The sequence below is a fragment of the Streptomyces sp. NPDC048415 genome (assembly GCF_040651675.1).
GTDB lineage: Bacteria > Actinomycetota > Actinomycetes > Streptomycetales > Streptomycetaceae > Streptomyces.
On sequence record NZ_JBEZKJ010000001.1, the window covers coordinates 83502 to 108315 of the forward strand.

At 70.7% G+C, this 24814-nt stretch carries 26 protein-coding genes and 2 pseudogenes; 7 read left to right on the plus strand and 21 right to left on the minus strand.

Translation table 11 applies throughout. The features are described from left to right. Window positions 1-13 precede the first annotated feature (13 nt). Window positions 14-325: a DUF6332 family protein gene (locus AB0D27_RS00290; RefSeq protein WP_362500693.1), complete on the plus strand. Its 312-nt coding sequence runs from the start codon at window positions 14-16 to the stop codon at window positions 323-325. Here the strand turns inward: AB0D27_RS00290 and AB0D27_RS00295 are convergent. The 3 genes from AB0D27_RS00295 to AB0D27_RS00305 form a co-directional block, all read right to left on the minus strand. Further along, window positions 286-951, minus strand: coding sequence for a response regulator transcription factor (locus AB0D27_RS00295; protein WP_362500694.1), 666 nt, complete (start codon window positions 949-951; stop codon window positions 286-288). The genes AB0D27_RS00290 and AB0D27_RS00295 overlap by 40 nt on opposite strands. After that, window positions 948-2189, minus strand: a complete 1242-nt coding sequence (locus AB0D27_RS00300) for a sensor histidine kinase (RefSeq protein WP_362500695.1) — start codon at window positions 2187-2189, stop codon at window positions 948-950. The genes AB0D27_RS00295 and AB0D27_RS00300 overlap by 4 nt, the downstream gene beginning before the upstream one ends. Window positions 2190-2304: 115 nt before the next feature. Then, entirely contained in the window at window positions 2305-3042 is a 738-nt protein-coding gene (locus AB0D27_RS00305; protein ID WP_362500696.1) for a TetR/AcrR family transcriptional regulator, read from the minus strand. 176 nt (window positions 3043-3218) lie between these two features. On the opposite strand from AB0D27_RS00305, the gene AB0D27_RS00310 reads away from it, so the two are divergent. Continuing rightward, the gene (locus AB0D27_RS00310) at window positions 3219-3668 is read left to right on the plus strand and encodes a nitroreductase family deazaflavin-dependent oxidoreductase (RefSeq protein WP_362500697.1); all 450 of its coding nucleotides are present in this window, start codon (window positions 3219-3221) and stop codon (window positions 3666-3668) included. A gap of 62 nt (window positions 3669-3730) precedes the next feature. Here AB0D27_RS00310 and AB0D27_RS00315 read toward each other — a convergent pair whose 3' ends face one another. Next, complete coding sequence (locus AB0D27_RS00315; protein ID WP_362500698.1) at window positions 3731-4936, minus strand: geranylgeranyl reductase family protein; 1206 nt, start codon at window positions 4934-4936, stop codon at window positions 3731-3733. Window positions 4937-5120: 184 nt separating this feature from the next. Between AB0D27_RS00315 and AB0D27_RS00320 the strand changes: the two genes are divergently transcribed. Next, window positions 5121-6476: a dipeptidase gene (locus AB0D27_RS00320; RefSeq protein ID WP_362500699.1), complete on the plus strand. Its 1356-nt coding sequence runs from the start codon at window positions 5121-5123 to the stop codon at window positions 6474-6476. Between the two features lie 251 nt (window positions 6477-6727). On the opposite strand, the gene AB0D27_RS00325 is transcribed toward AB0D27_RS00320, so the two are convergent. The 7 genes and pseudogenes from AB0D27_RS00325 to AB0D27_RS00355 all read right to left on the minus strand — a co-directional run. After that, window positions 6728-7771, minus strand: a complete 1044-nt coding sequence (locus AB0D27_RS00325; RefSeq protein WP_362500912.1) for an NUDIX domain-containing protein — start codon at window positions 7769-7771, stop codon at window positions 6728-6730. 132 nt (window positions 7772-7903) lie between these two features. Beyond that, window positions 7904-8098, minus strand: coding sequence for a hypothetical protein (locus AB0D27_RS00330; protein WP_362500700.1), 195 nt, complete (start codon window positions 8096-8098; stop codon window positions 7904-7906). 67 nt (window positions 8099-8165) lie between these two features. After that, complete coding sequence (locus tag AB0D27_RS00335; protein WP_362500701.1) at window positions 8166-9089, minus strand: NAD(P)-dependent oxidoreductase; 924 nt, start codon at window positions 9087-9089, stop codon at window positions 8166-8168. After that, complete coding sequence (locus tag AB0D27_RS00340; protein WP_362500702.1) at window positions 9089-10063, minus strand: aldo/keto reductase; 975 nt, start codon at window positions 10061-10063, stop codon at window positions 9089-9091. Before AB0D27_RS00340 ends, AB0D27_RS00335 begins: the two co-directional genes overlap by 1 nt. Window positions 10064-10214: 151 nt before the next feature. Further along, window positions 10215-10799: a TetR/AcrR family transcriptional regulator gene (locus AB0D27_RS00345; protein ID WP_362500703.1), complete on the minus strand. Its 585-nt coding sequence runs from the start codon at window positions 10797-10799 to the stop codon at window positions 10215-10217. Between the two features lie 115 nt (window positions 10800-10914). Next, window positions 10915-12177, minus strand: coding sequence for an MFS transporter (locus AB0D27_RS00350; RefSeq protein ID WP_362500704.1), 1263 nt, complete (start codon window positions 12175-12177; stop codon window positions 10915-10917). Window positions 12178-12344: 167 nt separating this feature from the next. Beyond that, window positions 12345-12678 (minus strand): annotated as a pseudogene (locus AB0D27_RS00355) (ABC transporter permease subunit); the annotation flags it as partial. 58 nt (window positions 12679-12736) lie between these two features. On the opposite strand from AB0D27_RS00355, the pseudogene AB0D27_RS00360 reads away from it, so the two are divergent. Continuing rightward, window positions 12737-12874: pseudogene (locus AB0D27_RS00360) on the plus strand (NPCBM/NEW2 domain-containing protein); the annotation flags it as partial. A gap of 142 nt (window positions 12875-13016) precedes the next feature. Here AB0D27_RS00360 and AB0D27_RS00365 read toward each other — a convergent pair. Beyond that, on the minus strand, window positions 13017-13970 hold the full coding sequence (locus tag AB0D27_RS00365) for an ROK family protein (protein ID WP_362500705.1): 954 nt from the start codon (window positions 13968-13970) through the stop codon (window positions 13017-13019). 149 nt (window positions 13971-14119) lie between these two features. Here AB0D27_RS00365 and AB0D27_RS00370 point away from each other — a divergent pair, with 149 nt between their 5' ends. After that, window positions 14120-15202, plus strand: a complete 1083-nt coding sequence (locus AB0D27_RS00370; RefSeq protein ID WP_362500706.1) for a LacI family DNA-binding transcriptional regulator — start codon at window positions 14120-14122, stop codon at window positions 15200-15202. 231 nt (window positions 15203-15433) lie between these two features. Here AB0D27_RS00370 and AB0D27_RS00375 read toward each other — a convergent pair whose 3' ends face one another. The 5 genes from AB0D27_RS00375 to AB0D27_RS00395 form a co-directional block, all read right to left on the minus strand. Continuing rightward, window positions 15434-16738, minus strand: coding sequence for an aldolase/citrate lyase family protein (locus tag AB0D27_RS00375; RefSeq protein ID WP_362500707.1), 1305 nt, complete (start codon window positions 16736-16738; stop codon window positions 15434-15436). A gap of 154 nt (window positions 16739-16892) precedes the next feature. Then, on the minus strand, window positions 16893-17855 hold the full coding sequence (locus AB0D27_RS00380) for an electron transfer flavoprotein subunit alpha/FixB family protein (RefSeq protein WP_362500708.1): 963 nt from the start codon (window positions 17853-17855) through the stop codon (window positions 16893-16895). A gap of 97 nt (window positions 17856-17952) precedes the next feature. Next, entirely contained in the window at window positions 17953-18738 is a 786-nt protein-coding gene (locus AB0D27_RS00385; protein WP_362500709.1) for an electron transfer flavoprotein subunit beta/FixA family protein, read from the minus strand. Between the two features lie 206 nt (window positions 18739-18944). Further along, window positions 18945-19454 (minus strand): flavin reductase family protein, encoded by a 510-nt coding sequence (locus AB0D27_RS00390; protein WP_362500710.1) that lies wholly within the window; start codon window positions 19452-19454, stop codon window positions 18945-18947. A gap of 207 nt (window positions 19455-19661) precedes the next feature. Next, window positions 19662-20075 carry a thioredoxin family protein gene (locus AB0D27_RS00395; protein ID WP_362500711.1) on the minus strand — a complete coding sequence of 138 codons (414 nt, stop codon included), beginning with the start codon at window positions 20073-20075 and terminating at the stop codon, window positions 19662-19664. 75 nt (window positions 20076-20150) lie between these two features. On the opposite strand from AB0D27_RS00395, the gene AB0D27_RS00400 reads away from it, so the two are divergent. Both AB0D27_RS00400 and AB0D27_RS00405 read left to right on the plus strand, forming a co-directional pair. Beyond that, window positions 20151-20567, plus strand: coding sequence for a DUF4395 domain-containing protein (locus AB0D27_RS00400; RefSeq protein WP_362500712.1), 417 nt, complete (start codon window positions 20151-20153; stop codon window positions 20565-20567). 187 nt (window positions 20568-20754) lie between these two features. Then, window positions 20755-21483, plus strand: coding sequence for a lysophospholipid acyltransferase family protein (locus AB0D27_RS00405; RefSeq protein ID WP_362500713.1), 729 nt, complete (start codon window positions 20755-20757; stop codon window positions 21481-21483). Window positions 21484-21618: 135 nt separating this feature from the next. On the opposite strand, the gene AB0D27_RS00410 is transcribed toward AB0D27_RS00405, so the two are convergent. The 4 genes from AB0D27_RS00410 to AB0D27_RS00425 form a co-directional block, all read right to left on the minus strand. Next, complete coding sequence (locus AB0D27_RS00410) at window positions 21619-22311, minus strand: phenylalanine--tRNA ligase beta subunit-related protein (protein ID WP_362500714.1); 693 nt, start codon at window positions 22309-22311, stop codon at window positions 21619-21621. Between the two features lie 13 nt (window positions 22312-22324). Further along, entirely contained in the window at window positions 22325-22897 is a 573-nt protein-coding gene (locus AB0D27_RS00415; protein WP_362500715.1) for a transglutaminase family protein, read from the minus strand. Window positions 22898-22993: 96 nt separating this feature from the next. Beyond that, window positions 22994-24067 (minus strand): low specificity L-threonine aldolase, encoded by a 1074-nt coding sequence (locus AB0D27_RS00420; RefSeq protein ID WP_362500716.1) that lies wholly within the window; start codon window positions 24065-24067, stop codon window positions 22994-22996. Then, entirely contained in the window at window positions 24064-24810 is a 747-nt protein-coding gene (locus AB0D27_RS00425) for an SDR family oxidoreductase (RefSeq protein WP_362500717.1), read from the minus strand. Before AB0D27_RS00425 ends, AB0D27_RS00420 begins: the two co-directional genes overlap by 4 nt. Between the last annotated feature and the right edge of the window lie 4 nt (window positions 24811-24814).

A 24814-nucleotide genomic window follows, 5' to 3' on the forward strand; every position in this document is an offset into this window, starting at 1 on the left:
TTTGACTCGACGGATGGAGAATCACGGGGGACACACGGAGCGCATCCGCGAGCGGCGGACTCAGGCCGAGCGGGACGCGGTCACCGTGGAGATCGGATACGCACTGTTCAGCGCAGCGTTCGTGGCGGCCCTCGGCTTCGGAGTGGTGGCCGGACCGGCACTGTTCCTCGACCTGTCGCGGGGCGCGCTGCGGACACTCGTCGCCTGCGGTGCCACTCTGGCCACTGTCCTCTTCTTCCTCCGGACGGCCACCGTACTGGTCCGCTTCCGGCAGGAGCCCGCCACTCAGCCCAGCCACCCAGGCCGCACCAACCCCGACTCGTAGGCCAGAACGACCAGTTGAGCTCGGTCGCGGGCCCCCAGTTTGACCATCGTGCGGCTGACGTGGGTCTTCGCCGTGAGGGGGCTGACGACCAGGCGGCGGGCGATCTCGTCGTTCGAGAGGCCGATGCCGACCAGGGCCATCACCTCCCGTTCCCGCTCGGTGAGTTCGGTGAGGGACCCGGCGGCCGCCGGCTCCTTGGAACGCGCCGCGAACTCGGAGATCAGCCGGCGGGTCACCCCCGGCGAGAGCAGGGCGTCGCCCCCGACCACCGCCCGTACGGCGCGCAGCAGTTCGTCGGGCTCGGTGTCCTTGACCAGGAAGCCGGAGGCTCCGGAGCGGATCGCCTCGAAGACATACTCGTCCAGCTCGAAGGTGGTGAGCATGACCACCTTGACGTCCTCGAGATCCGCGTCACCGGTGACGCGACGCGTCGCGGCGAGACCGTCGAGCACGGGCATCCGGATGTCCATCAGGACGACATCGGGGCGCAGTTCACGCACCTTGCGCAACGCCTCCTCGCCGTCGGCCGCCTCCCCGGCCACCTCGATGTCCGGCTGCGCGTCGAGCAGCGCCTTGAAGCCTGCCCGGACCAGTGACTGGTCGTCGGCGAGCACTACGCGGATCACCGGTCCTCCTCCTTGGCCCTCATCGGGAGTACGGCCAGCACGCGGAACCCTCCGTCGTCGCGCGGGCCCGCCTCGATCGTGCCACCCAGGGCCGCGGCCCGCTCCCGCATTCCGACGAGTCCGTTGCCGCTGCCGCCCGCGTCCGCGCCGGTCGCGGGCCCGTCGTCGTCGATCCACAGCCGTAGCGCGCCCTCCGCGTGAGCGAGCCGCACGCGCGCGTGCCGCGATCCCGAGTGCCGTACGACGTTGGTGAGCGCCTCCTGGACGATGCGGAAGGCCGCGAGGTCGGCGCCGGGCGGGAGCTTCGGGGCCCCGCCCTCCACCTCGACCGTCAGGCCCGCGCCCGCCGCCTGCTCGACGAGTTCGGAAAGCCGGTCGAGCCCGGGCGCCGGCGCGCGCGGCGCCTCCCCCGGCGCACGCAGGGTGTCGAGCACCTGGCGGACCTCGCCGAGCGCCTCTTTGCTGGCCGCCTTGATGGTGGTGAGCGCCGTGCGCGCCTGCTCGGGGTCGGAGTCGAGGAGCGCGAGGCCGACGCCTGCCTGGACGTTGATCACCGAGATGCTGTGCGCCAGCACGTCATGCAGTTCGCGGGCGATCCGCAGCCGCTCCTCGTCCGCGCGCCGCGCCGCGGCCTGTGCGCGCTCGGCACGGTCGCGCGCCCACTGTTCACGGCGTACGCGGACCAGTTCCGCAAGCGCCACGATCGCCACGATCCAGGTGGCGATGATGATCTCCTGCCCCCAGGAGGGGGCCTTGTCCCCCGAGGGCGGCAGCCATCGGTAGAGCCAGTGCGCCACCAGCACATGTCCGGCCCAGAGCATGCCGACCGCCATCCAGGCGGCTCTGCGGTGCCCGGCGACGACCGCGCTGAAGCAGCCCACGGCGACGGTGAGGAAGACGGGCCCGTACGGATATCCCGCACCCAGATAGACCGTGGCCGCCGCGGCCGTACCGAACGCGACGAGCACGGGTTGCCGCTGCCGCCACAGCAGCAGACCGGAGCCCACGAGCAGCAGCGAAAGGGCGAAGAAGTCGAGCGAAGCGCGGTCGCCCTGCTGGGACTGTGCCGCGAAATGGGAGCCGATGAACACGAAGACGGTCAGCAGCAGCGTCGAACGCCACGGCCAGTGGGCGCGAGGCTCCCCGCCGTCCCACCGGTTCGACCCGGGCGGCCCGTGTCGCCACCACGGGGGCGGACCGCCCCACGCCGGGGACCTAGGAGTGCGCTGCTCTTCCATGAGGTCACGCTAGACGGCACGCGGCGTGGACGGCGTCCGCCGAGCGAGGTGATCACCCGTACTCCCCGCGGAGTACCCGTCCATGATCCTGGGGGACGTGGCGTCGCCCGGCGGATCAGCGGCTTCCGGTACCCCGCCCTGTGCCTGCCGCGGCGGTGCTCTGGGGGAACACCAGCCCCACGCCGTGAGCGAGTTGACCCGCCGCGTGCCGGAAGAACGTCTCCCGGTCCTCCACGACCCGGTTGAACTGGCCGAACAGCTCGAAACCGATCAGGCCGTAGAGCTGCGCCCAAGCGGCCACGAGCGCCGCGGCCACCTCGGGAGGCAGGTCGGGAGCCAGATCGGCGGCCATCCGCTGCGCCTCGGCCTTGAGCTCGGCGGGCAGCGGCGGGCGGGCCACACCCTTGTCCTGGTACGCGTCCCGGACGATGCCGATCAGCAGCAGACCCACCCGGGAAGCGGCCGGGATGGTCGTCTCCGGCGCTGTGTACCCGGGAACGGGCGAACCGTAGATGAGCGCGTACTCGTACGGATGCTCCAGCGCCCAGCGGCGCACTGCCACGCACACGGCGATCCAGCGCTCCCGGGGACCGGCGTCGGCGACTTCGGCGTGCGCCGACTCCGCGCTCTCGCCAAGGGAGTCGTACGCGTCGATGATGAGTGCGGTCAGCAAGTCGTCGCGGCTGGGGAAGTAGCGGTACAGCGCGGAGGAGACCATGCGGAGTTCGCGGGCCACGGCCCGCAGGGAGAGCTTGGCGGCGCCCTCCGCCGCGAGCTGTCGGCGCGCCTCGTCCTTGATGGCCGCGGTGACCTCGATCCTGGCTCGGGCGCGTGCCCCTCGTGCGGTACTCATGCGGGGCAGTGTCCCACGGCATCGCCCCTAAACGAGAGCACCGCACTAAATCGAGAGCACCGTCCAGAAACGAGAGCACCGCTCTTGCTTTGGATCACCGATCTCAGGCAGACTGCTCCCAAGCGAGAGCACCGCTCACAACAGGAAGCAGTGCTCTCCCAATCAGGGGGTCACCTATGTCCACACACGTCCAAAAGCCTGGCTGGTTCACCGTCAACGTCTTCAACCGCGCCGTGGCCTGGATGACCCGCCGCGGCCTCAGCGTCTGGGGCTCCCGGGTCCTGGCCGTCCGCGGCCGCAAGAGCGGCGCGTGGCGCACGACCCCGGTCAATCTGCTCACCGTGGACGGCGAGCAGTACTTGGTCGCCCCCCGCGGTCACGTCCAGTGGACCCACAACATGCGGGCCTCGGGAGGCGGCGAGCTGCGCCTCGGCAAGAAGGTGGATACGTTCACCGCGACCGAGGTCCCCGACGACGACAAGGTCCGGCTGCTGCGTGCTTACCTCAAGCGCTGGAAGGCCGAGGTCGGGGTGTTCTTCGGCGGCGTCGGCCCCGACTCCCCGGACGAGGAGCTGCGGCGTATCGCCCCCGACCACCCGGTCTTCCGGATCAGCGTGAAGAGCTGACTCCCACGGCCCACCCGGGCTTCCGGATCAGCGTGAAGAGCTGACCCCCACGGCCCGCGGAGTCACCGGTCCAGCGCGGTCAGGGCGCGCCCTGCCATCGGGTGGGAGCGCACGAGCTCGCCGAGCGAGGTGGAGCCGCGCGTTATCCCCGCGAAGGCCTTCCAGGCGGGCCGGAAGCCCGTGATCGCCGCGTGGAACATGCCCGGCCGGCGCTCGAAGACAGTCAGCAGACGCTTGCCGACGCTCATCTCGACGCCGAGCCCCGCCTTGATCGCGAAGGCGTAGTTCACAGCCTGACGCCGGGCGTCCACCGCGTCGTGCGCCTCGGCGATCCGTACCGCCCACTCCCCCGCGAGCCGCCCCGAACGCAGCGCGAAGGAGATACCCTCGCGGGTCCAGGGTTCCAGCAGCCCGGCCGCGTCACCGCACACCAGCACCCGACCGCGCGACAGCGGCGAGTCATCGGCGCGGCAGCGCGTCAAGTGGCCGGAGGAAATGGCCGGTTCGAAGCCGGCGAGGCCGAGCCGGGCGACGAAGTCCTCCAGGTAGCGCTTGGTGGCGGCGCCTTCACCACGTGCGGAGATCACACCGACGGTGAGCGTGTCCCCCTTCGGGAACACCCACCCGTAACTGCCGGGCATGGGGCCCCAGTCGATCAGAACCCGCCCCTGCCAGTCCTCGGCCACCGTCTGAGGCACCGGGATCTCCACCTCCAGGCCGAGATCGACCTGTTCGAGCTTCACCCCGACATGCGCTCCTATCCGGCTGGCGCTGCCGTCGGCGCCGACGACCGCCCGCGCCAGCAGGCTCTCGCCGCCCTGCAACACCACGGCGACAGTGCGCCGGTCCGGTACGGCGGAGCCGTGCTGTTCGACGCGGGAGACCGTGACGCCCGTACGCAGCTCGGCGCCCGCCTTCTGGGCGTGCTCGACGAGCTGCTGGTCGAACTCGGGCCGATTGATCAGACCGAAGAGCATCTGCTTGGAGCGGCGGGTACGCGCGAAGCGGCCGTCGAGCGCGAACGTGACCGCGTGCACCCGGTCCTGGAGCGGCAGCTCGAAGCCGGGCGGCAGCGCGTCGCGCGAGGGGCCGATGATGCCGCCGCCGCATGTCTTGTAGCGGGGCAGCTCCGCCTTCTCCAGCAGCAGCACGCTGCGTCCCGCGACCGCTGCCGCATAGGCGGCCGAGGCGCCCGCGGGCCCCGCGCCGACCACGACGACGTCCCACACCCGCTGCCCGTCGTCCGCCGAAGAGTTCTCGCTGCTCACGATGGTCTACTGCTCCCAGTCCAGCCGTCTGCCGCACCCGTCCCACGCATCCTACGGCGGGCATCGCCGCGGACCGCTGTGGGAGGATCGGCAGCGTATGCGCCTCGCACACCAGTACGCGCGTACGCACCACACGATCATCCGTACACAGATGTACAACGTCGCACCCACAAGGAGCGTGCCCATGTCGTCGAATCCGGTCGCCGAGACCGTCGCCTCGCTCATGCCCCGGGCGAAGGCGGAGCTCACCGAGCTGGTGGCCTTCAAGTCGGTGGCGGACTTCGACCAATATCCCAAGAGCGAGAGCGAGGGCGCCGCGAACTGGATCGCCGACGCGCTGCGCGCCGAGGGCTTCCAGGACGTGGCACTGCTCGACACCCCTGACGGCACGCAGTCGGTGTACGGCTACCTGCCGGGGCCCGAGGGTGCGAAGACCGTCCTGCTGTACGCGCACTACGACGTGCAGCCGCCGCTGGACGAAGCGGCCTGGGTCACGCCGCCGTTCGAGCTGACGGAGCGCGACGGCCGCTGGTACGGGCGTGGCAGCGCCGACTGCAAGGGCGGCGTCATCATGCATCTGCTCGCCCTGCGCGCGCTGAAGACGAACGGCGGCGTTCCGGTGCACGTCAAGGTGATCGTCGAGGGTTCGGAGGAGCAGGGCACGGGCGGTCTGGAGCGGTACGCCGAGGAGCGCCCGGAGCTGCTGACCGCCGACACCGTCGTCATCGGCGACGCCGGAAACTTCCGGGCGGGCCTGCCGACGGTCACCGCCACCCTGCGCGGCATGACGCTCGTACGCGTCCAGGTGGACACCCTGGAAGGCAACCTGCACTCGGGGCAGTTCGGCGGAGCGGCACCCGACGCGCTGGCCGCGCTGATCCGCGTACTGGACTCACTGCGGGCCAAGGACGGTTCGACGACGGTCGACGGGCTGTCGGACGACGCCGCGTGGGACGGCCTGCAGTACGACGAGGAGTCGTTCCGCAAGGACGCCAAGGTGCTCGACGGTGTGGAGCTCATCGGCTCCGGCACGGTCGCCGACCGCGTCTGGGCGCGGCCGGCCGTCACCGTCCTCGGCATCGACTGCCCGCCGGTGGTCGGCGCGACCGCGTCCGTGCAGGCGGGCGCCCGCGCGCTGGTCAGCCTGCGGGTACCGCCGGGCGTGGACGCGGCCGAGGCGACCAAGCTGCTGGAAGCCCACCTGGAGGCGCACACGCCCTGGGGCGCGCGGGTGAGCACCGAGCAGATCGGCCAGGGCCAGCCCTTCCGTGCCGACACCTCCAGCCCGGCGTACGCGGCGATGACCGAGGCCATGTCGATCGCCTACGCGGGCCGGGAGATGCAGTACGCGGGCTTGGGCGGCTCCATCCCGCTGTGCAACACCCTCGCCTCGCTGTACCCGCGGGCGGAGATCCTCCTCATCGGCCTCAGCGAGCCGGAGGCGCAGATCCACGCGGTGAACGAAGGCGTCTCGCCGGACGAGTTGGAGCGGCTGTCGGTCGCGGAGGCGCTGTTCCTGCGGAACTACGCGGCGAGCTGAGCGCTCTTCCTCCCCCCGGCAGAGGGCCCTCGCCAGACGGCGCGGGCCCTCTGTGCGTTCGGTCCACGGATGGATCGCGAACTGGCGGAACTCCTCACCGCCGCGGACGCCGGTCGGCCGAGGAATCGGGGGGAGATCGGGGCTGATGGACCGTGACGGGGGGGGTGCCGCCGGCCCTTGGTCAGCTGAGCGCCCTTCATATCGGCAGCGCCTCCCTCTTCGAACTCCACACGCCGGGCAACGTCGCGACGTCAGCCGACCGGGATGCCCGCCTCGAGGTAGAGGGCCGCCCCGCGCTCGCGCGCCCGTAGCGCCCAGCGCAGCCGTTCGTAGCGCACGGGCGGCAGGAGGTCGGCCGCCTCCCGTTCGGTGACGAAGCGCCAGCCGCGCAGTTCGGGGCCGGGCAACAGCAGGCTCCGGGCGGCTGCCGTGTCGAGACGGCCACCGTCGAACAGCAGCCGCAGCCCGCCGTAGCCGGGCGGGGCGGGCGACTCCCAGTCGACGACGAGGAGAGAGGGCACGTCCTCGAGCGTGATGCCGGTCTCCTCGAGGACCTCGCGCACACCGGCGCGCGCGGGCGCCTCACCGCGCTCGACGACCCCGCCGGGGAATTCCCAGCCGGCCTTGTACGTGGGGTCGACGAGGAGTACCCGGTCCTGGTCGTCGAAGAGCAGCACTCCCGCGGCGACGGTCTCGGCGGTCGGTTCGGGGGTCTGCACGATGTCGGACACCGGCGCGTCCCCGGTGCGTACGGCCTCGGCGATGCGCAGGGCGGTGTGGTACGGGGTGAGCGCGCTGGTGTCCACGGGGTGGGCGTCGGCGGTGAGCCAGGAGGCGAGCGCGGCGCGGTAGGGCTCGATGTGGTCGTAGGACCACTGGCGCACGCGCATCTCACCGTCGGACAGGTCCGGGGGCACCTCGCGCCGGGCTATTCGCTCACGCAGGATCGTTTCCGCCGGGGCGAGAAGCACATGCCGTACGGGGATCCGGCGCGCGGCGAGGCCGCCGAAGATCTCGTCGCGGTACTCCTGACGGAGCAGGGTCATCGGGACCACGAGGACTCCGCCGAGCTCGCCGAGCAGGGCGGCCGCGGTGTCGACCACGAGACGTCGCCAGATCGGCAGGTCCTGGAAGTCGCCGACCTCGGCGAGGCGTTTGGGCGGCAGCAGGTGCGTGAGTGCGCCGCCGATGACCTCGGGGTCGAAGAGCGTGCTGTTCGGGATCAGCTCGATCAGTTCCCGTGCGGTGGTGGTCTTCCCCGCACCGAACGCACCGTTGACCCAGACGATCACGATTCCCCCTCTTCTGTTGGCCCCCTGTGGCTTGCCCGCTCCACCCTGCCACGGAAACCAGGCGCTGATGAGGGCGCCGACAGCACGGCGCCGGTGCCCCGTCCCGGGGGCACCGGCGCCGTGGAGGGGAACTCCTCAGGTGTTCTGCCCCAGCCCGCTGTCGTCCACGGCGAGGCCGTCGCTGCCGGCGGTGTGATCGAGGGTGCTGACGGTGTCGTTGACGTTCAGATCACCGAGGACGTCGCTGTCGGCGGCGTGGGACGGGGTGATCGCCGCGACGACGAACCCGGTGGCGAGGGAGGCGATGGCAAGCATGCTGCGCTTCTTCATGCCCGGTTCAACTGACGGGACCAGGCCGGGGTCACGCACGGACTCGCGACGGCTGCGCCGCCGTGTCTCACGGTGGCGTGGCAACCGGTGGCGTGGCAACGGCGGGCCCCGCCGTGTGCGCAGGTGCGGCGGCCGTGATCGCGGATGCCACGTCGTCGTCCCCGTGCCCCAGCTCCACTGCACGATTCCAGCGCCGTAGCAGCGCCTCGGTGAGAGGCACGCTGAGATCCTGGCCGTCCGCGGCCTCCAGGGCGAGCGCGGCGTCCTTGCGGGCGTGGCGCAGTGGGAAGCCGGGGGTGAAATCACCCTTGACCATCGCGTGCGCCTTGTCCACCGCGTACGGCGACTTGAGCGCCGTGGAGTCGATGGTGTCGGCGACCAGGCCGGGATCCAGTCCCAGCACCGTGGACAGTTCGACGGTCTCGGCCATTCCTTCCACCAGCACCGCGAGCCAGTTGTTCAGGACCAGCTTGAGCCGACTGCCGTCGCCCGGCCGGTCGAGCCACACGGTGTGGCGGCCGACGGCATCGAACACCGGCCGCACCCGGTCACGCAGGGCCGGGACCCCGGCGGCGAGGACGAGCAGCTCCCCGCGTTCGGCGGGCAGCGAGCTGCCGGACACCGGCGCGTCCACGTAACCGACATGTCCCTCGGCGAGGTTCGCCAGGCACAGTGCCCAGGGCACGCCGACCGTGCTCATCTGGATCCACACCGCGTCCGCCGGGAGCACGGACAGGGCGCCCTGCTCGCCCGTCATCACCGCCGCCACGGCCGAGCCGTCGACCAGCATGGTCAGCACCATGTCGGCACCCGCCGCCGCTTCCGCCGGCGAGGCCGCGACGTGCGCGCCCTCCGCGGCCAGCGGCTCGGTCTTCTGAACGGTGCGATTCCACACCCGTACGTCGAATCCGGCGCGGAGCAGGTTACGGGCGATCGGCGTGCCCATGATGCCGGTGCCGAGCACGGCGATCTTCATTGCGTCGTTGTTCATCACACGGTCTCCGGGGACGGGCCGGCGACCGGAGTGGCCGCGGCCATGATGGCGTCGATGTCCTTCAGGTCGGCCTTGCCGAGCGTGAGATCGGCCGCCGCGAGGCTCTCGTCGACGTGGTCGGCGCGCCGGGTGCCGACGATGGCCACGTGCACGCCGGGTTGGGCCAGTGTCCACGCGATGGCCAGCTGGCTGACCGTCATCTCCAGGTCGGCGGCGAGCTGCTGCAGCTCCCGTACGACGAGCAGGTTGCGGCGGTAGGTCGCACCGCGGAACACGCTGCTCTTGCCGCGCCAGTCGTCGTCGGGGAAGACGGTATTTTCGTCGAGCGCCCCGGTCAGCAGACCGTGCGCGAGCGGGCCGTAGACCAGCACACCGATGTCGTGACTCCGGGTGTAGGGCAGGACCGTGTCCTCGATCTCGCGGCGGAAGAGGTGGTACGGCGGTTGCAGCGTCTCCACCGGCAAGGTTCGGGAGAACTCGGCCATCTGCTCGGCGCTGTAGTTGGACACGCCCACGTGCCGGATCTTGCCGGCCTCGACCAGCTTCCGCAGCGTGCCCGCGGTCTCGGCGACCGGCACCTTCGGGTCCGGCCAGTGCACCTGGTAGAGGTCGATGTGGTCGACGCCGAGCGCGGTCAGGCTGGCGTCCACACCCTCACGCAGTGCCTTCGGGCTCGCGTCACGGGTGACGCCGGTGTCGGTCCTGCGCAGGCCGCCCTTGGTGGCGATCACCAACTCGTCCCGGTTGCCGCGCAGTTCGTCCCGTAGGGCGTCGCCCAGCAGCCGCTCCGACGCGCCGAAGCCGTAGGCCTGGGCGGTGTCGAAGAAGGTGACGCCGAGTTCGCGCGCCCGGCGGATCGCGGCCTTCGCCTCGTCTTCGGCGAAGCCGCCCCAGTCTCCGCCCAGCTGCCAGGTACCGAAGGCGATGCGGGACACCTTCAGATTGGTCATTCCCAGTGTGGTCGTTCGCATGGCGACCCTCCGATCGAAACTGGACGTTTCGTTTATCAATTGGCCCAACGAACAGGATGTGTCCGTAATTCCGGATTGATCGTCTTATCTATTATTTATGCCGATCTGGGGCGGAAGGGCCTGCGCCCGGCTCAGCGAGGCGGGGCCTGAGTCAGCGGGCCAGGCCGCTCAGCGCGGCCCGGACGATGTCGTCCGCCGCCGTCTCGTCCAGCGGAGCGTGCCCGGCGACGAGCCGGTACATCGCGGGGCCGAAGAACAGGTCGATGGCCACCTCGGGGTCGACATCCCCCCGCAGCTCGCCGCGCTCGACGCCACGGTCCCAGATGGCCCGCACCAAGGCCCGCCGGGAAGCGACCAGCCGCTCTCGCAGTTCCACGGCCACTTCGGGGTCGTTCTGCGCCTCCGCCACGAGCTGGGCGAAGATCCGGCCGTCGGGGCTCTCGTAGAAACGCATCATGCCGCGCACCGCGAGCCGGAAGTCCTCCGGGGCCGAGCCGGTGTCCGGGTCGGGCGACTCGGCGTACATCTGCGAAAGGAAGGCCTCGACCGCGACGGCGTACTTGTTCGGCCACCACTTGTAGATCGTCGCCTTGCTCACCCCGCTCAGGGCGGCGATCCGGTCGGTCGTCGTCGTGCGCAGACCGCCCTGCCTCAGCAGCTCGGTGCACGCACTCAGCACGGCGCGGCGCGCCTGCGCGCTGCGCGGTCGACCGGCTCTCGGGGGCTGACCCGGCATCGTTTCTCCTCCCCGAGGCTTCCCGCACCATCCAACACCGCGCCGATCTGCAGGCGCGGGTTTCCACGGCCGATCTGCGGCGGGTTGGGGCCGCCTGAGGGCCGTGTGGAACGCGTCAGGCGGTGGCCGCGCGGCGGCGCGTGAGCACCGCGACGGCGGCGAGCAGGGCGAGCACGACCCCCGTGAACCAGGTCGTCGCGGTGGTCACCGTGGTGTAGCGGCTGCCGACTCCAAGACCGACGGGCAGCAGCGCCAGGCCGAGGTAGGACACCAGGAACAGGCCCGCCAGGGCCTCGCCGCGCCGCGCGGGAGCGGCCATGGCGGCGACGGACCCGACGGCGGACTTGAACAGCACCCCGGCGCCGACGCCGGCGGCGATCCCGGCGAGGAGGAACACGGCGAGGTTGGCGGTGTGCATGCCGACGGTCAGGGCGACCACGCCGGCGGCCTGTGCGAGCAGTCCGATGTTCCGGCGCGCCCGGGCGCCGAGACGGCTGCTGAGCGTCTGGGCCGCCGCGGCGGCGCCGAACACGGCGAACACGATCAGTCCGGCCAGCGCTCGGGACGGGTGATGCAGGGTGCCGCCCACGAACCCGGGAACCAAGGAGGTGAACAGCCCGAAGACCGCGAAGGACGCGAAGCCCGCGGCTGCCGCGGCGAGGTATCCGGCGCGGTCGCCGTGGTCGGCGCTGACGCGCTGCGGCCGGTACGAAGGCCGGACAGCCGGCTTTTCGACCGTCTCCGGGACAAGGACGAGAACGGCGATGCTCAGCAACAGGAGGACCGCGAAGACCACGTACGGCAGACGCAGCGGCGCGCCGACGTACTGGGCGAGGACACCGGCGACGAGCGGCCCGAGTCCGAGGCCACCGATGTTCGCCGCCGTCGACACGATCTCGAACCGCTGGGCCGAGGCGCCGGGCCGGTGCGCGCTGTGCAGCTCGTGGAGATACGCGGTGGCGGTAGCGGTGAGCATGCCGACGCCGAGACCGGTGACCAGCCGGGCGACGAGGAGAACCGGTAGCGACGGCGCGGCCAGGAACAGCGCGGCGGCGACCAGTTCGAGCGCCAGCGCCGCGGTCAGCACCTTCCTGCGGCCGATCCAGTCCGAGACATGCCCGGCGAACAGCAGACTGAGGAGCACTCCGACGGCGTAGACGCCGAACACCACCGTGACCGTGAACGTGGAGAACCCGTCACGCGCCTGATACAGCGGGTAGAGCGGGGTCGGGACGGTGGAGAAGGCCATGGCCGTGCCGAACACCGCGGCAATGGTCCAGAACCCGCCCGAGTGCCGGCGGGCGGGCCGCGGACCGGCCGGCGCCCGGGCCTCTTCGACGGCTGTGCGAAGCGTGCGCGTGGTCGATGACGTCGACATGTGAGCACTCCCGTTCCGTGACGGTGGGTCCAGCGGCCTGGTCGCCGCCTGCTGGTTCCAACCTGCGCCCGGGGCAGTCACTTCCCCCTCCGGAGAGATGAAGTGAAATAACCGTCATCTTGATCAGAGATGACCGGTCTGCCTCATCCCTTCGTCGAGCCCAGGGTCAGCGTGATGCGCCAGAACTCGGTCCAGACGCCCGGCCGTCGACGATCGCGGCCTCCAGGATCTCCCGCGGCAGCGTGCGCATGAAGTTGGCCGGCACGAAGAGGCAGAAGCCCAGCTGGAAGCCGATGTTGACGACGATGACGGCCCAGTAGGAGTCGTACATCGTGAGGGAGTCGGACATCCACCACGGCAGCGGGATCCTGTGTTGAACAGGACATAGAGCGGGGTGACGATGACCTGCTGGGGCAGCAGGTTGCCCGCCGTGAAGAACATCAGCAGTACGAGGCCGCCGCGCAGCTTCAGGCGGGAGACCGCGAAGGCGACGAAGGAGCTGGGAATGGGCGTCGAACGTCGGACATCTGTGGCGTACGACCGGGGACATCGGCGACAGGTGACCAACGAGATCCCGGCCCAGCCGATCACGGCCGACGTGACCGGCGCGCAGGTGGTGCGACTCGTGGTCACCGACGGCGGCGACGGGATCGACTCGGACCACGCGGACTGGGCGGACGCCAAGCTCAGCTGCTGATCCTCCGGGTTTCAGCCGCCCGGCCTCAGGAGGCCAAGGTGAGCTGCTGACCTTTGAGGCCTCAGCCGCTCTTCGAAGCCGCCTCGGGAGGCCGAGCTCAGATGCTGGTTGTTCGAGGTCTCAGCCGCCCGGAACGGTCGCCTCATACACCGGCCGCGGTCGCGTTCGCCCTCCGGGTGAGCGCGGCCGCCGCCGCTCCGACCAGACCGGCGTCCGTGCCCATCAGCGCGGGCGCCACGGTCAGCCGCCGTACGAAGGACAGCGTCGCGTAGTCGGCCAGCGCCCGGCGCAGCGGCGTGAACAGCACGTCGCCCGCCTTGGCCACTCCCCCGCCGATGACGGCGATGTCGATCTCGACGAGGGTCGCGGTGGCCGCGATGCCCGCTGCGAGGGCCTGCGCGGCCCGTTCGAAGGAGGCCACGGCCACCGGATCGCCCGCGCGGGCGGCCTCGGCCACCGCGGCGGCCGAGGTGTCCCCGTCGGGACCCGGCTGCCAGCCGCCCTCCAGCGCGCGGCGCGCGATGTTCGGCCCGCTGGCGATGCGCTCGACGCAGCCCCGGGAGCCGCACGGGCAGGGATCGCCGTCCAGGTCCACGCTGATGTGTCCGATGTGGCCGGCGTTGCCGGTGGGGCCGGGGTGCAGCTGACCGTTCAGGACGAGCCCGCCGCCCACGCCCGTCGACACCACCATGCACAGCGCGTTGTGGTGGCCGCGCGCCGCGCCCTGCCAGTGCTCCGCCGCCGTGATGGCCACGCCGTCGCCGATCAGCTCGACGGGCAGCCCCGCCGCGGCCCTGCCGACCCCCTCGACCAGCGGGTAGCCGCGCCAGCCCGGCACGTTCACCGGGCTCACCGTGCCCGCGGAGGCGTCCACCGGGCCCGCGCTGCCGATGCCGACGGCCCGCGCCCTGCTCCACAGCTGGGAGACGGTCAGCTCGCCGATCACGTCCTCGACGGCACGCATGACGGTGTCGCCGTCCTCCTGCGCGGGCGTCGCGCGCTGGGCACGCAGGAGGATCCGGCCGTGGCCGTCCACCAGCGCTCCGGCGATCTTGGTGCCGCCGATGTCGAGCGCGGCCACGAGGTCGGTGTGCATCTGAGTCAGGTCTCCCGGTGAACCTTGAGAAAAGGGGCAGGCCGGTCTCGCGGTGGGGGCGCAGGCCGTAGATTGCGGTGGACAGTGTCTCCCGCATCTGACAACGTTGTCCAGGCTCTATGCTCGACGCCACATCCTCATACCACCCCATGGACCGTCGCATCCCCGTGGACGACAGGACAGGACAGCGCATCGTGCCCGAGACCGCCCGCCGCTCCGAGAACCGCTACGGCAACCGGCCGACCATGAAAGACGTGGCGGCGCGTGCCGGAGTAGGACTGAAAACGGTCTCGCGTGTAGTCAACGGCGAGCCGGGGGTCACCCCGGACACCGAGCGGCGCGTCCAGGAGGCCATCGACGCACTGGGCTTCCGCCGCAACGACAGCGCGCGGGTGCTGCGCAAGGGCCGCACGGCCAGCATCGGCCTCGTCCTGGAGGACCTCGCGGACCCCTTCTACGGCCCGCTGAGCCGCTCGGTCGAGGAGGTGGCCCGCGCCCATGGCGCCCTGCTGATCAACGGCTCCAGCGCCGAGGATCCGGACCGCGAGCAGGAGCTGGTCCTCGCCCTGTGCGCGCGCCGAGTGGACGGGCTGGTGGTCATCCCGGCGGGGGACGACCACCGCTATCTGGAGCCCGAGATAAAGGCGGGCGTCGCCACGGTGTTCGTGGACCGCCCGGCCGGAAGGATCGACGCCGACGTCGTACTGTCGGACAGCTTCGGCGGCGCCCGCGACGGTGTCGCCCACCTCATCGCCCACGGCCACCGCCGGATCGGCTTCATCGGCGACATGCCGCGCATCCACACCGCCGCCGAGCGGCTGCGCGGCTACCGCGCCGCCATGGAGGACGCGGGCATACCGGTCGAGGACGCGTGGATGTCCCTCGGTGTCACCGACCCGACGCGGGTGCGGAAGGCGGCCGAGGACATGCTCTCCGGCCCCTCCCCCGTCACCGCGGTCTTCGCCGGCAACAACCGCGTCACCGTCACGGTCGTCCGGGTGATCGCCGAGCGCGGCCGACCGGTCGCCCTCGTCGGCTTCGACGACATCGAACTCGCCGACCTCCTCCAGCCCGGCGTCACCGTCGTCGCCCAGGACGCCGCCGCCCTCGGCCGCACCGCCGCCGAACGCCTCTTCCGCCAGCTCGACGGCACCCTCATCACCCCGGAACGCATCGAACTGCCCACGCGGCTGATCACCCGCGGCTCGGGAGAACTGCCGCCGGCGGGCTGAGCACACCGGTGCCGGGCCCTCCCCGTGCGAGCGCCCTCTCCTGTACCCACGCAATCCCGTCTCGCACAGGCTTCGTGGTGAACGTACGCCTGCGCGGTCGGCTCGATGAGTGGGCCGGGCGGATCGGCGTGCGGCGGGACGGACCGCTTTCGGCGGACGCGACCACGCGGCGGAGCCGCACATGCGGCAGCCTCGCCCGGTGTCGTAGCCCCGCGCCGCCTTCCGCGCTCCCTAGCTGCCCGAGATCGTCAGATCTCCCCGCCGCGGCGCCGCAAATCCCTCGAGGTCGGCGCGGGTGAGACCGGTCAGCCGGGCGACCTCGGCGATGTCGAGGGCACCGCAGTCCAGGCCGCGCAGCAGGTAGCCGCTGAGGGCCTTGGCGGTGGCGGGTTCGTCCATGACGTCGCCGCCGACGTGGCCCGCGTACCGGGCGAGGCGGGCCGCGGCCTGCTCGTAGCCCTCGCGGTAGAAGGCGAAGACGGCCGCGTAGCGGGTCGGGATGTGGCCGGGGTGCATGTCCCAGCCCTGGTAGTAGGCGCGGGCCAGGGCGCGGCGGGTCAGGCCGTAGTGCAGCCGCCAGGCGTCGTGGACCTTCTCGGTGGGACCGACCGGCAGGACGTTCGTGGAGCCGTCCGAGACGCGTACGCCGGTGCCGGCCGCCGCGACCTGCATGATCGCCTTGGCGTGGTCGGCGGCCGGGTGGTCGCTGGCCTGGTAGGCGGCGGAGACACCGAGACAGGCGCTGTAGTCGAAGGTGCCGTAGTGAAGGCCGGTGGCGCGGCCCTCGGCGGCCTGGATCATACGGGCGACGGTCGCGGTGCCGTCGGTGGCGAGGATGGACTGGCTGGTCTCGATCTGGATCTCGAAGCCGATCCGACCGGGCTCGATGCCGCGCGCCTTCTCGAACTCCTCCAGGAGCCGCACCATCGCGGTGACCTGCTCCGCGTACGTCACCTTCGGCAGCGTCAGCACGAGCCCCTCGGGCAGACCGCCGGCCTCCATCAGGCCGGTGAGGAAGATGTCGAGGGTGCGGATGCCGCGGTCGCGGACCGGAGACTCCATGCACTTCATGCGGATGCCCATGTACGGGGCCGCCGTGCCGTTCTCGTACGCCTCGGCGATCAGCCGGGCCGCGCGGGCCGCCGCCTCGTCCTCCTCGGCGTCGGGGCGCGGGCCGTAGCCGTCCTCGAAGTCGACGCGCAGGTCCTCGATGGGCTCCCGCTCCAGCTTGGCCCGTACGCGGTCGTAGACGGGCCCGGCGAGGTCGTCGGTGAGGCCGAGGACGGCGGCGAAGGAGGCGGCGTCCGGGGCGTGCTCGTCCAGGGCGGCGAGGGCCCGGTCGCCCCAGGAGCGGACGGTGTCGGCGGCGAACGCGTCACCGGGGACGTACACGGTGTGGACGGGCTGCCGGGTGCCGGGGTCTCCGGGGTAGCGGCGCTCCAACTCGGCGTCGACCGGGGCGAGGGAGTCGCTGATCTCCTCGCTGACGGCGCCCGCGAGGCTCGTCGCCACCTTCTCCTGCTGACCCTGACCCATTCCCACACCCTCCTGTTTTCCGCTACACGGAATCAACAATCCGTATAGTGAAGTTAATAGGCGGCCTCGACCTGCGTCAATGGTCCCCCGAAACCGGCCGGGGCCGCGCGGTGATGATCACCACGCGGCCCCGGCGGACAGACGAGTCGACGGATCAGCCCTTGCGGGACTTGATCTCCTCGGTGAGCTGCGGGACGACCTCGAAGAGGTCGCCGACCACGCCGTAGTCGACCAGGTCGAAGATCGGGGCCTCGGCGTCCTTGTTGATCGCCACGATCGTCTTCGAGGTCTGCATACCGGCGCGGTGCTGGATCGCACCGGAGATACCGGAGGCGATGTACAGCTGCGGGGAGACGGACTTGCCCGTCTGGCCGACCTGGTTGGTGTGCGGGTACCAGCCGGCGTCGACGGCGGCGCGCGAGGCGCCCACGGCCGCACCGAGGGAGTCGGCGAGCGACTCGATGATCGAGAAGTTCTCGGCGCCGTTGACACCACGGCCGCCGGAGACCACGATCGCGGCCTCGGTCAGCTCGGGGCGGCCGGTCGACTCGCGCGGGGTACGAGCGGTGACCTTGGTGCCGGTGGCCTTCTCGGAGAAGGAGACCGCGAGGGCCTCGACGGCGCCGGCGGCCGGGGCGGCCTCCACGGGAGCCGAGTTGGGCTTGACCGTGATGACCGGAGTGCCCTTGGCGACACGGGACTTGGTGGTGAAGGACGCGGCGAACGCGGACTGCGTGGCCACCGGACCCTCATCGCCGGCCTCCAGGTCGACGGCGTCGGTGATGATGCCGGAGCCGATACGCAGCGCCAGGCGGGCGGCGATCTCCTTGGCCTCGGCGGAGGACGGCAGCAGCACGGCGGCCGGCGAGACGGCCTCGTACGCGGCCTGCAGCGCGTCCACCTTCGGTACGACCAGGTAGTCGGCGTACTCGGCGGCGTCGTGCGTGAGGACCTTGACCGCGCCGTGCTCGGCGAGCGCGGCGGCGGTGTTCTCGGCACCCGAGCCGAGGGCGACGGCGACGGGCTCACCGATGCGGCGGGCCAGCGTCAGCAGTTCAAGGGTGGGCTTGCGGACGGCACCGTCCACGTGGTCGACGTAGACGAGAACTTCAGCCATGGGATTGCTCTCCTGCGGATTGCGAAGTCTGAGGGGCGGTAAGGGGTTTGGGCCTTGGACGCTGCGTCAGTCCGGGGAACCCCCGGACGCCCAGCAGCTAGATGAACTTCTGGCCCGCGAGGAACTCAGCGAGCTGCTTGCCGCCCTCGCCCTCGTCCTTGACGATCGTGCCGGCGGTGCGCGCCGGGCGCTCGGCCGCGGAGTCCACGACGGTGTGGGCGCCGCCGAGGCCGACCTCGTCCGCCTCGATCTCCAGGTCTTCCAGGTCCCAGGACTGAACCGGCTTCTTCTTGGCGGCCATGATGCCCTTGAAGGAGGGGTAACGCGCCTCACCCGACTGGTCGGTGACCGACACGACGGCCGGGAGGGACGCCTCCAGCTGCTCGGAGGCGGAGTCGCCGTCGCGGCGGCCCTTGACGACGCCGTCATCGACAGAGACTTCGGAGAGCAGCGTGACCTGCGGGACACCCAGGCGCTCGGCCAGCAGGGCGGGGACCACGCCCATGGTGCCGTCGGTGGAGGCCATGCCGGAGATGACCAGGTCGTAGCCGGCCTTCTCGATCGCCTTCGCCAGCACCAGCGAGGTGCCGATGGCGTCGGTGCCGTGGAGGTCGTCGTCCTCGACGTGGATGGCCTTGTCCGCGCCCATGGACAGCGCCTTGCGCAGCGCGTCCTTGGCGTCCTCGGGGCCCACGGTCAGCACGGTGATCTCGGCGTCGTCCGCATCCTCGGCGATCTGCAGCGCCTGCTCGACGGCGTATTCGTCGAGCTCGGACAGCAGGCCGTCCACGTCGTCACGGTCGACGGTCAGGTCATCGGCGAAGTGCCGGTCGCCAGTGGCGTCGGGCACGTACTTCACAGTGACAACGATCCTCAAGCTCACGCCGGCTCTCCTACTGCATCGTCATTTCTGGGCTGCCTGCTTTCAGGCAGCATAGGCGCCTGAAGCGGCCGTTTCCGGTCGGGGCGGCCCGCGCTCCGAACGAAATATTACTCGTCAGTACACCCATTGCGTGCCCACTAAGCAAGCGCTTTGAACTGTGACCTTGGCAACGCTGTGTAACCGCCGAGTAGGACCGACGAGTAACTTCAGTCGCGCAGGCCGTTGAAGCGCCCCTGGTGATACAGGAGCGGACGGCCCGCGCCGGAGGGGTCGCCGAGAAGGACCTCGGCCAGGACGATCCGGTGATCCCCGGCGGGCACCCGCGCGACGACACGGCACACGAGCCAGGCGAGGACGTCGTCGAGGACGGGCACGTCTTCGGGCCCCGTACGCCAACGGGTGGGCGCGCCGAAGCGGTCGGCGCCGCTCCTGGCGAAGGTGGCGGCCAGCTCCTGCTGGTGTTCGCCGAGTATGTGCACGCCGATGTGATCCGACTCGGATATCGCCGGCCAGCTGGAGGCGCCGAGGCCGACGCCGAAGGAGACGACCGGCGGCTCGGCGGAGACCGATGTGAGCGAGGTGGCGGTGAAGCCGACGGGGCCCCCAGCGCCGGGGGCCGTGATCACGGCGACACCGGCGGCGTGCCGCCGGAAGACGGAGCGCAGCAGGTCGGGAGAGGCGAGCTGAGGGGTGCCGAGGTCGGGCGTGGCCGTCATGGAATTGTCCTTCTGCGAGAGGTGACGAGCGGATGATCCGTGGCTGCTCAACAGCCGGGACACCGCGCGCTCGCGGTACGGGCCAGGTCCACGTGGACGCGCTCGAAGAGAAGGAGTTCCGGGGGCATACGGTCAGGCTGACGATAGGTGGTGCGTGCAGTCAAGTGTGTACCGGCATCTGGGAGATGCCTCACCACGATCGCCACGTCAGACGGCCTCTCCCAGCGCCGCGATGACATCCGCCTTGCGCGGCTGCCCCGTTGCCCTCCGCACGATCCGACCGTCCGCGTCGAGCACGAGGACGGTCGGGGTCTTGAGGATGTCGAGTTCGCGTACGAGGTCGAGGTGGTCCTCGGCGTCGATCTCCACGTGTGACACGCCCGGGACCATGTCGGCCACCTCGGTGAGTACCCGCCGAGTCGCCCGGCAGGGCGCGCAGAAGGCGCTGGAGAACTGGACGAGCGTGGCCCGTGCGCCGAGCCCCTCCCCCAACTCGGCCGCGCCGAGCCGCTTTCCACCGTCGCGCCCGCGCACTCTCACCCTCCCGCTCCGCCGCCGATGCAGCACTCCGTACGCGCTCGCCACCGCGAGCACCGCCGCACACACCACAACTCCGGTCATTCACTGCACAACCATTTACGAGACCGCAAAGATTCCCCGCTCCCCGGATCACCTTCCGTACGGAATGCTTGATTCATGGACATCGATGTGAGGGGACCGCGGTTCGGTGCGGCCGTGACGACCGTCGTACTGGCGGCCGTGCTGATCACCGGCAGCGTGTGGGTACTGGCGTGGCAGACGCTGGCGTTCGCGCTGGGCGCGTCGGGCGGCGTGGCGCGCTCTCCGTACGGCTGGCTGTTCAGGAAGGCCGTACGGCCGCGTCTGGGGCCGCCCACGGAGTTCGAGGCGCCGCAGCCGCCGCAGTTCGCGCAGGCGGTCGGGCTCGTGTTCGCGGTGGTGGGACTGATCGGCTACACGGCGGGTCCGCAGTGGCTGGGGCTCGCGGCGACCGGCTGCGCGCTCGCGGCCGCGTTCCTCAACGCCGCCTTCGGATACTGCCTGGGCTGCGAGATGTACCTGATCGTGCGTCGGGTGGCGGTACGCGCGGAGTAAAAGCGGCTTAAAAGTACGAGGTGGATCAAGTGATGGACGTGACAAGGATCTCGCGCCTCTCGGGCACCAGGACTGGCTACTCGTCCGTTCTTGGGGCACGATCTGCGCAATGCCGTAAACCTACGGCTGCGTAACTTTCCCGCCGGGAGCCCCCTTTCCCCGGCAGAGAGAAGGGTCCACCCCGTCCATGGCAGAGCTTGTCTACCGTCCCGTCGTCGGTCTCGCCCAAACGTTGTTCAAGGCCTGGGACCTCAAGATCGACTGCAAGGGATCGGAGAACATTCCGCGCTCGGGCGGCGCCGTGCTGGTGAGCAATCACATCAGCTACCTGGACTTCATCTTCGACGGCATGGCCGCTCTGCCGCAGAAGCGCCTCGTGCGTTTCATGGCGAAGGAGTCGGTCTTCCGGCACAAGATCTCCGGTCCGCTCATGCGCGGCATGAAGCACATCCCGGTGGACCGTAAGCAGGGCGAGAAGGCGTATCAGCACGCGCTGGATTCGCTGCGCTCCGGCGAGATCATCGGCGTCTTCCCCGAGGCGACCATTTCGCAGTCCTTCACTCTGAAGAGCTTCAAGTCGGGTGCCGCGCGCATGGCCCAGGAGGCCGGCGTCCCGCTGATCCCGATGGCGCTGTGGGGCACCCAGCGGCTGTGGACCAAGGGCCACCCGCGCAACTTCAAGCGCAGCCACACCCCGATCACCATTCGGGTGGGCGAGCCGGTGGAAGCACCCCAGGACCAGTACGCGGGCGCCATCACGCGGCGGCTGCGCGAGCGTGTCCAGGAGCTCCTGGAGGCCGCACAGCGCGCCTATCCCGTCCGCCCCAAGGGTCCGGACGACACCTGGTGGATGCCGGCCCACCTCGGCGGCACGGCTCCGACCCCCGAGCAGGTGCGCGCGGCCGAGGCGCGCTGAGCCTTCGTCTGCGACGCGACGGTGGCGCGCAGAATCGTCACGCCCGGCGCGACGGCGGCGCGCGCAATCGTCACCCCAGGCGCGAGCGTGGCGCTCTGAGTCGCCGCACCGGCGCCACCGCAGCCCGCTGAACCGTCACTCCGGCGCGTGCACGGTGATCCGCGCCCCGGGGCTGAACTTCTCGAGCAGCTCAGCGAGTTCGGCGCCGGCGGTCTCCACGTCGGCGACCGGCATCGGCGCCAGGCTCTCAAGGAGGAAGATCGCCGACACGGACGCTTCCGTGAGCCGTGTGCGCGGCCCTTGGCGCCAGTTCCAGCGACGGCAGGTCACACCCGCGTCGTCGCGCCACACCACCTCGCCCGCGTCAGGGTGCTCGACGACCTCCGCGCCGCCCGCGACGGTCACGAACTCCTCGTGGCCCGTGGCGCGCACGAGCCGCATAGCGCCCTGGACGCGGTCGGCATCCTCACCGCCGACCGGGATCAGGTGGGCGACGCTGATCGCGTTGTAGACGTCGACCAGGGCGTTGATCCGGGGCAGTCCCGTATCGGAGAGGGCGCGCTTGGCCAGCGCCTCGGCCGAGTTGCGGGTGCGCGACGGCTTGGAACCGAACGTCGTGTACACCTCCCGCCAGGCCGCCATGTGCGGGTCCTCCTGCGGAGCGCGACCGTCCAGTCGTACGGCCAGACGGCGGGCCGCGTCGTCGAGCAGCACCGAAGTCCCCTCGGTGCTGGGCCCGTTGACGAGCCCATACGCCTCGATGGCGACGTGGGTGAAACCGGGTGCGAGGGCACGCACCTCGTCGGACACGGTGAGCGTGAGAGTCATCGTCTGCCTCGCCTCAGAGTGCGGTGGGAAGCGTCTTCCACAGGGACGGCCGGTCGGGGGCGGCCTTGAGAACGCCCAGCACGGCCGGGTGAGGTTCAGCATACAACACCGGGTAGTCCAACTCATTGGACTGAAGGTCGGGCGTGAAGGCCAGCCGCTCACCGTCGAGGGAGAACTGGGCATCGACGCCCGGCTTGTTGCCCCGGGGGTCCTGCCGGTGCCAGGCGCCGTTGAACCGTACGGCGACGAGCCCGTGCACCTCGTCGAACTTCTGATAGCACAACGCCGTCGGGATGTCCTCCGCCCGCAGCAGCGCCGCCAGGGCATGGGCCTTGGCGTAGCAGATGCCGGTGCGCTGCTCCAGGACGTCGGAGGCCCGCCAGGTGACCCGCAGATCACCGGAGTCCTGCGAGTGCGGAATGGTGTCGCGCACGAATTCGAACGCCGACCGTGCATAGGCATACGAGTCGGCGGCGCTCCTGGCGAGACGCGCGGCCGTCTCCCGTACGACCGGGTGATGATGGTCGACGACCTCGTCGGCGGCCAGGTAAGCGGACAGATCAGCGGTGTTCTGGATCAGCTCCATGGCCGTAGAGCATAGGAATGCGATCACCCGAGAGTCAATGATTTTTCAGGTGACCGCATATCTATGCATGACCCGGTGAGGGCCGAAGCAGGTGCCCTACTGGTGGGCCATCTCCTCCTTGAGCGCCGCCACGAACCCGTCGACGTCGTCCTCGGTCGTGTCGAAGGAGCACATCCAGCGGACGTCGCCCGCGGCCTCGTCCCAGAAGTAGAAGCGGAAGCGCTTCTGCAGGCGCTCGCTCACGTCGTGCGGCAGGCGCGCGAAGACCGCGTTGGCCTGCACCGGGTGGAGGATCTCCACACCGTGCACCGCGCGCACGCCCTCGGCGAGGCGTTGCGCCATCTCGTTGGAGTGACGGGCGTTGCGCAGCCACAGGTCCTTGGCGAGCAGCGCCTCCAGCTGCACGGAGACGAAGCGCATCTTGGAGGCGAGTTGCATGGACAGCTTGCGCAGATGCTTCATGTGGCTGACGGCGTCCTGGTTGAGGACGACGACGGCCTCGCCGAACAGCGCGCCGTTCTTGGTGCCGCCCAGCGACAGGATGTCCACCCCGACCGCGTTGGTGAACGTCCGCATCGGGACGTCCAGGGAGGCGGCCGCATTGGATATCCGGGACCCGTCCAGATGGACCTTCATGCCGTGCGCGTGGGCGTGCTCACAGATCGCGCGGATCTCGTCGGGCGTGTAGAGGGTGCCCAGCTCGGTGCTCTGGGTGATCGAGACGACCTGCGGCATCGCGCGGTGCTCGTCGTCCCAGCCGTACGCCTGCCGGTCGATCAGCTCGGGTCTGAGCTTGCCGTCTGGCGTGGGCACCGTGAGCAGCTTGAGGCCGCCCATGCGCTCGGGGGCGCCGCCCTCGTCGACGTTGATGTGCGCGCTCTCCGCGCAGATCACCGCGCCCCAGCGGTCGGTGACCGCCTGGAGCGCGACGACGTTCGCGCCCGTGCCGTTGAAGACCGGGAAGGCCTCCGCGGTCGCACCGAAGTGGCTGCGGATGATCCGCTGCAGACTCTCGGTGTAGTCGTCCTCGCCGTACGCGACCTGGTGCCCGCCGTTGGCCAGGGCTATGGCGGCGAGCACCTCGGGGTGGGCCCCCGCGTAGTTGTCGCTGGCGAAGCCGCGCACGGCCGGGTCGTGGTGACGCCGGGCATCGGTCTTCGGAGGGTTCACGGCTTCTCGGTCAGCCACAGACGGTTTCCGTTCACTTCACCGGCGGGCCGGTCCCAGACGTCGGCGATGGACTCGGCCAGATCCTTGACGTCCGTGAAGCCCGCGAACTTCGCGTTCGGGCGCTCGGCGCGCATGGCGTCGTGCACCAGTGCCTTGACCACCAGGATGACAGCCGCGGAAGTCGGCCCCTGCGCACCCCCGGCCTTGCGGAAGTAGTCGGCCATGGCCAGCGTCCACGCCTCGGCGGCGGCCTTGCCCGCGGCGTAGGCGGCGTTGCTCGCGCTGGGCTTGCTCGCGCCCTCGGCGCTGATCAGGACGTACCGGCCGCGGTCGCTGCGCTGCAACGCCTCGTGGAAGGCGAGGGAGGTGTGCTGCACGGTGCGGATGAGCAGCAACTCCAGGAAGTCCCAGTCGTCGAGGCTCGTCTTGGTGAAGGTCTCGCTGCCGCGCCAGCCGCCGACGAGGTGGACCAGGCCGTCGACGCGACCGAAGTCCTTCTCGATACGGGCGGCCCAGTCGCGGGTCGACTGCAGGTCGAGCAGGTCGACCGTGTCCCCGACGACGGTGGCGCCGCCGTGCCCGTAGCGGGCCGCGTCCACGGCCTCCGCGAGCCGCTCGGGGTCGTTGTCCGAGCCGACGACGGTCGCGCCCGCGTCGGCGAGCCTGGCAAGCGTCGCGCGTCCGGCGGGTCCACCCGCGCCCGCCACCGCGATCACCGCACCGCTGAGAGACCCGTTCCTCATCTTC

Excerpts from the sequence above, each read along its gene's own strand:
- AB0D27_RS00395 (WP_362500711.1), bottom strand. The coding sequence starts at position 20,075 with ATGACCGGAGTTGTGGTGTGTGCGGCGGTGCTCGCGGTGGCGAGCGCG.
- AB0D27_RS00365 (WP_362500705.1), bottom strand. The coding sequence starts at position 13,970 with ATGCACACCGACCTCGTGGCCGCGCTCGACATCGGCGGCACCAAGATC.
- AB0D27_RS00375 (WP_362500707.1), bottom strand. The coding sequence starts at position 16,738 with ATGGGTCAGGGTCAGCAGGAGAAGGTGGCGACGAGCCTCGCGGGCGCC.
- AB0D27_RS00305 (WP_362500696.1), bottom strand. The coding sequence starts at position 3,042 with ATGAGTACCGCACGAGGGGCACGCGCCCGAGCCAGGATCGAGGTCACC.
- AB0D27_RS00300 (WP_362500695.1), bottom strand. The coding sequence starts at position 2,189 with ATGGAAGAGCAGCGCACTCCTAGGTCCCCGGCGTGGGGCGGTCCGCCC.
- AB0D27_RS00380 (WP_362500708.1), bottom strand. The coding sequence starts at position 17,855 with ATGGCTGAAGTTCTCGTCTACGTCGACCACGTGGACGGTGCCGTCCGC.
- AB0D27_RS00390 (WP_362500710.1), bottom strand. The coding sequence starts at position 19,454 with ATGACGGCCACGCCCGACCTCGGCACCCCTCAGCTCGCCTCTCCCGAC.
- AB0D27_RS00410 (WP_362500714.1), bottom strand. The coding sequence starts at position 22,311 with ATGACTCTCACGCTCACCGTGTCCGACGAGGTGCGTGCCCTCGCACCC.
- AB0D27_RS00425 (WP_362500717.1), bottom strand. The coding sequence starts at position 24,810 with ATGAGGAACGGGTCTCTCAGCGGTGCGGTGATCGCGGTGGCGGGCGCG.
- AB0D27_RS00350 (WP_362500704.1), bottom strand. The coding sequence starts at position 12,177 with ATGTCGACGTCATCGACCACGCGCACGCTTCGCACAGCCGTCGAAGAG.
- AB0D27_RS00415 (WP_362500715.1), bottom strand. The coding sequence starts at position 22,897 with ATGGAGCTGATCCAGAACACCGCTGATCTGTCCGCTTACCTGGCCGCC.
- AB0D27_RS00330 (WP_362500700.1), bottom strand. The coding sequence starts at position 8,098 with ATGAAGAAGCGCAGCATGCTTGCCATCGCCTCCCTCGCCACCGGGTTC.
- AB0D27_RS00290 (WP_362500693.1), top strand. The coding sequence starts at position 14 with ATGGAGAATCACGGGGGACACACGGAGCGCATCCGCGAGCGGCGGACT.
- AB0D27_RS00370 (WP_362500706.1), top strand. The coding sequence starts at position 14,120 with ATGGACCGTCGCATCCCCGTGGACGACAGGACAGGACAGCGCATCGTG.
- AB0D27_RS00405 (WP_362500713.1), top strand. The coding sequence starts at position 20,755 with ATGGCAGAGCTTGTCTACCGTCCCGTCGTCGGTCTCGCCCAAACGTTG.
- AB0D27_RS00400 (WP_362500712.1), top strand. The coding sequence starts at position 20,151 with ATGGACATCGATGTGAGGGGACCGCGGTTCGGTGCGGCCGTGACGACC.
- AB0D27_RS00310 (WP_362500697.1), top strand. The coding sequence starts at position 3,219 with ATGTCCACACACGTCCAAAAGCCTGGCTGGTTCACCGTCAACGTCTTC.
- AB0D27_RS00340 (WP_362500702.1), bottom strand. The coding sequence starts at position 10,063 with ATGCGAACGACCACACTGGGAATGACCAATCTGAAGGTGTCCCGCATC.
- AB0D27_RS00320 (WP_362500699.1), top strand. The coding sequence starts at position 5,121 with ATGTCGTCGAATCCGGTCGCCGAGACCGTCGCCTCGCTCATGCCCCGG.
- AB0D27_RS00335 (WP_362500701.1), bottom strand. The coding sequence starts at position 9,089 with ATGAACAACGACGCAATGAAGATCGCCGTGCTCGGCACCGGCATCATG.
- AB0D27_RS00345 (WP_362500703.1), bottom strand. The coding sequence starts at position 10,799 with ATGCCGGGTCAGCCCCCGAGAGCCGGTCGACCGCGCAGCGCGCAGGCG.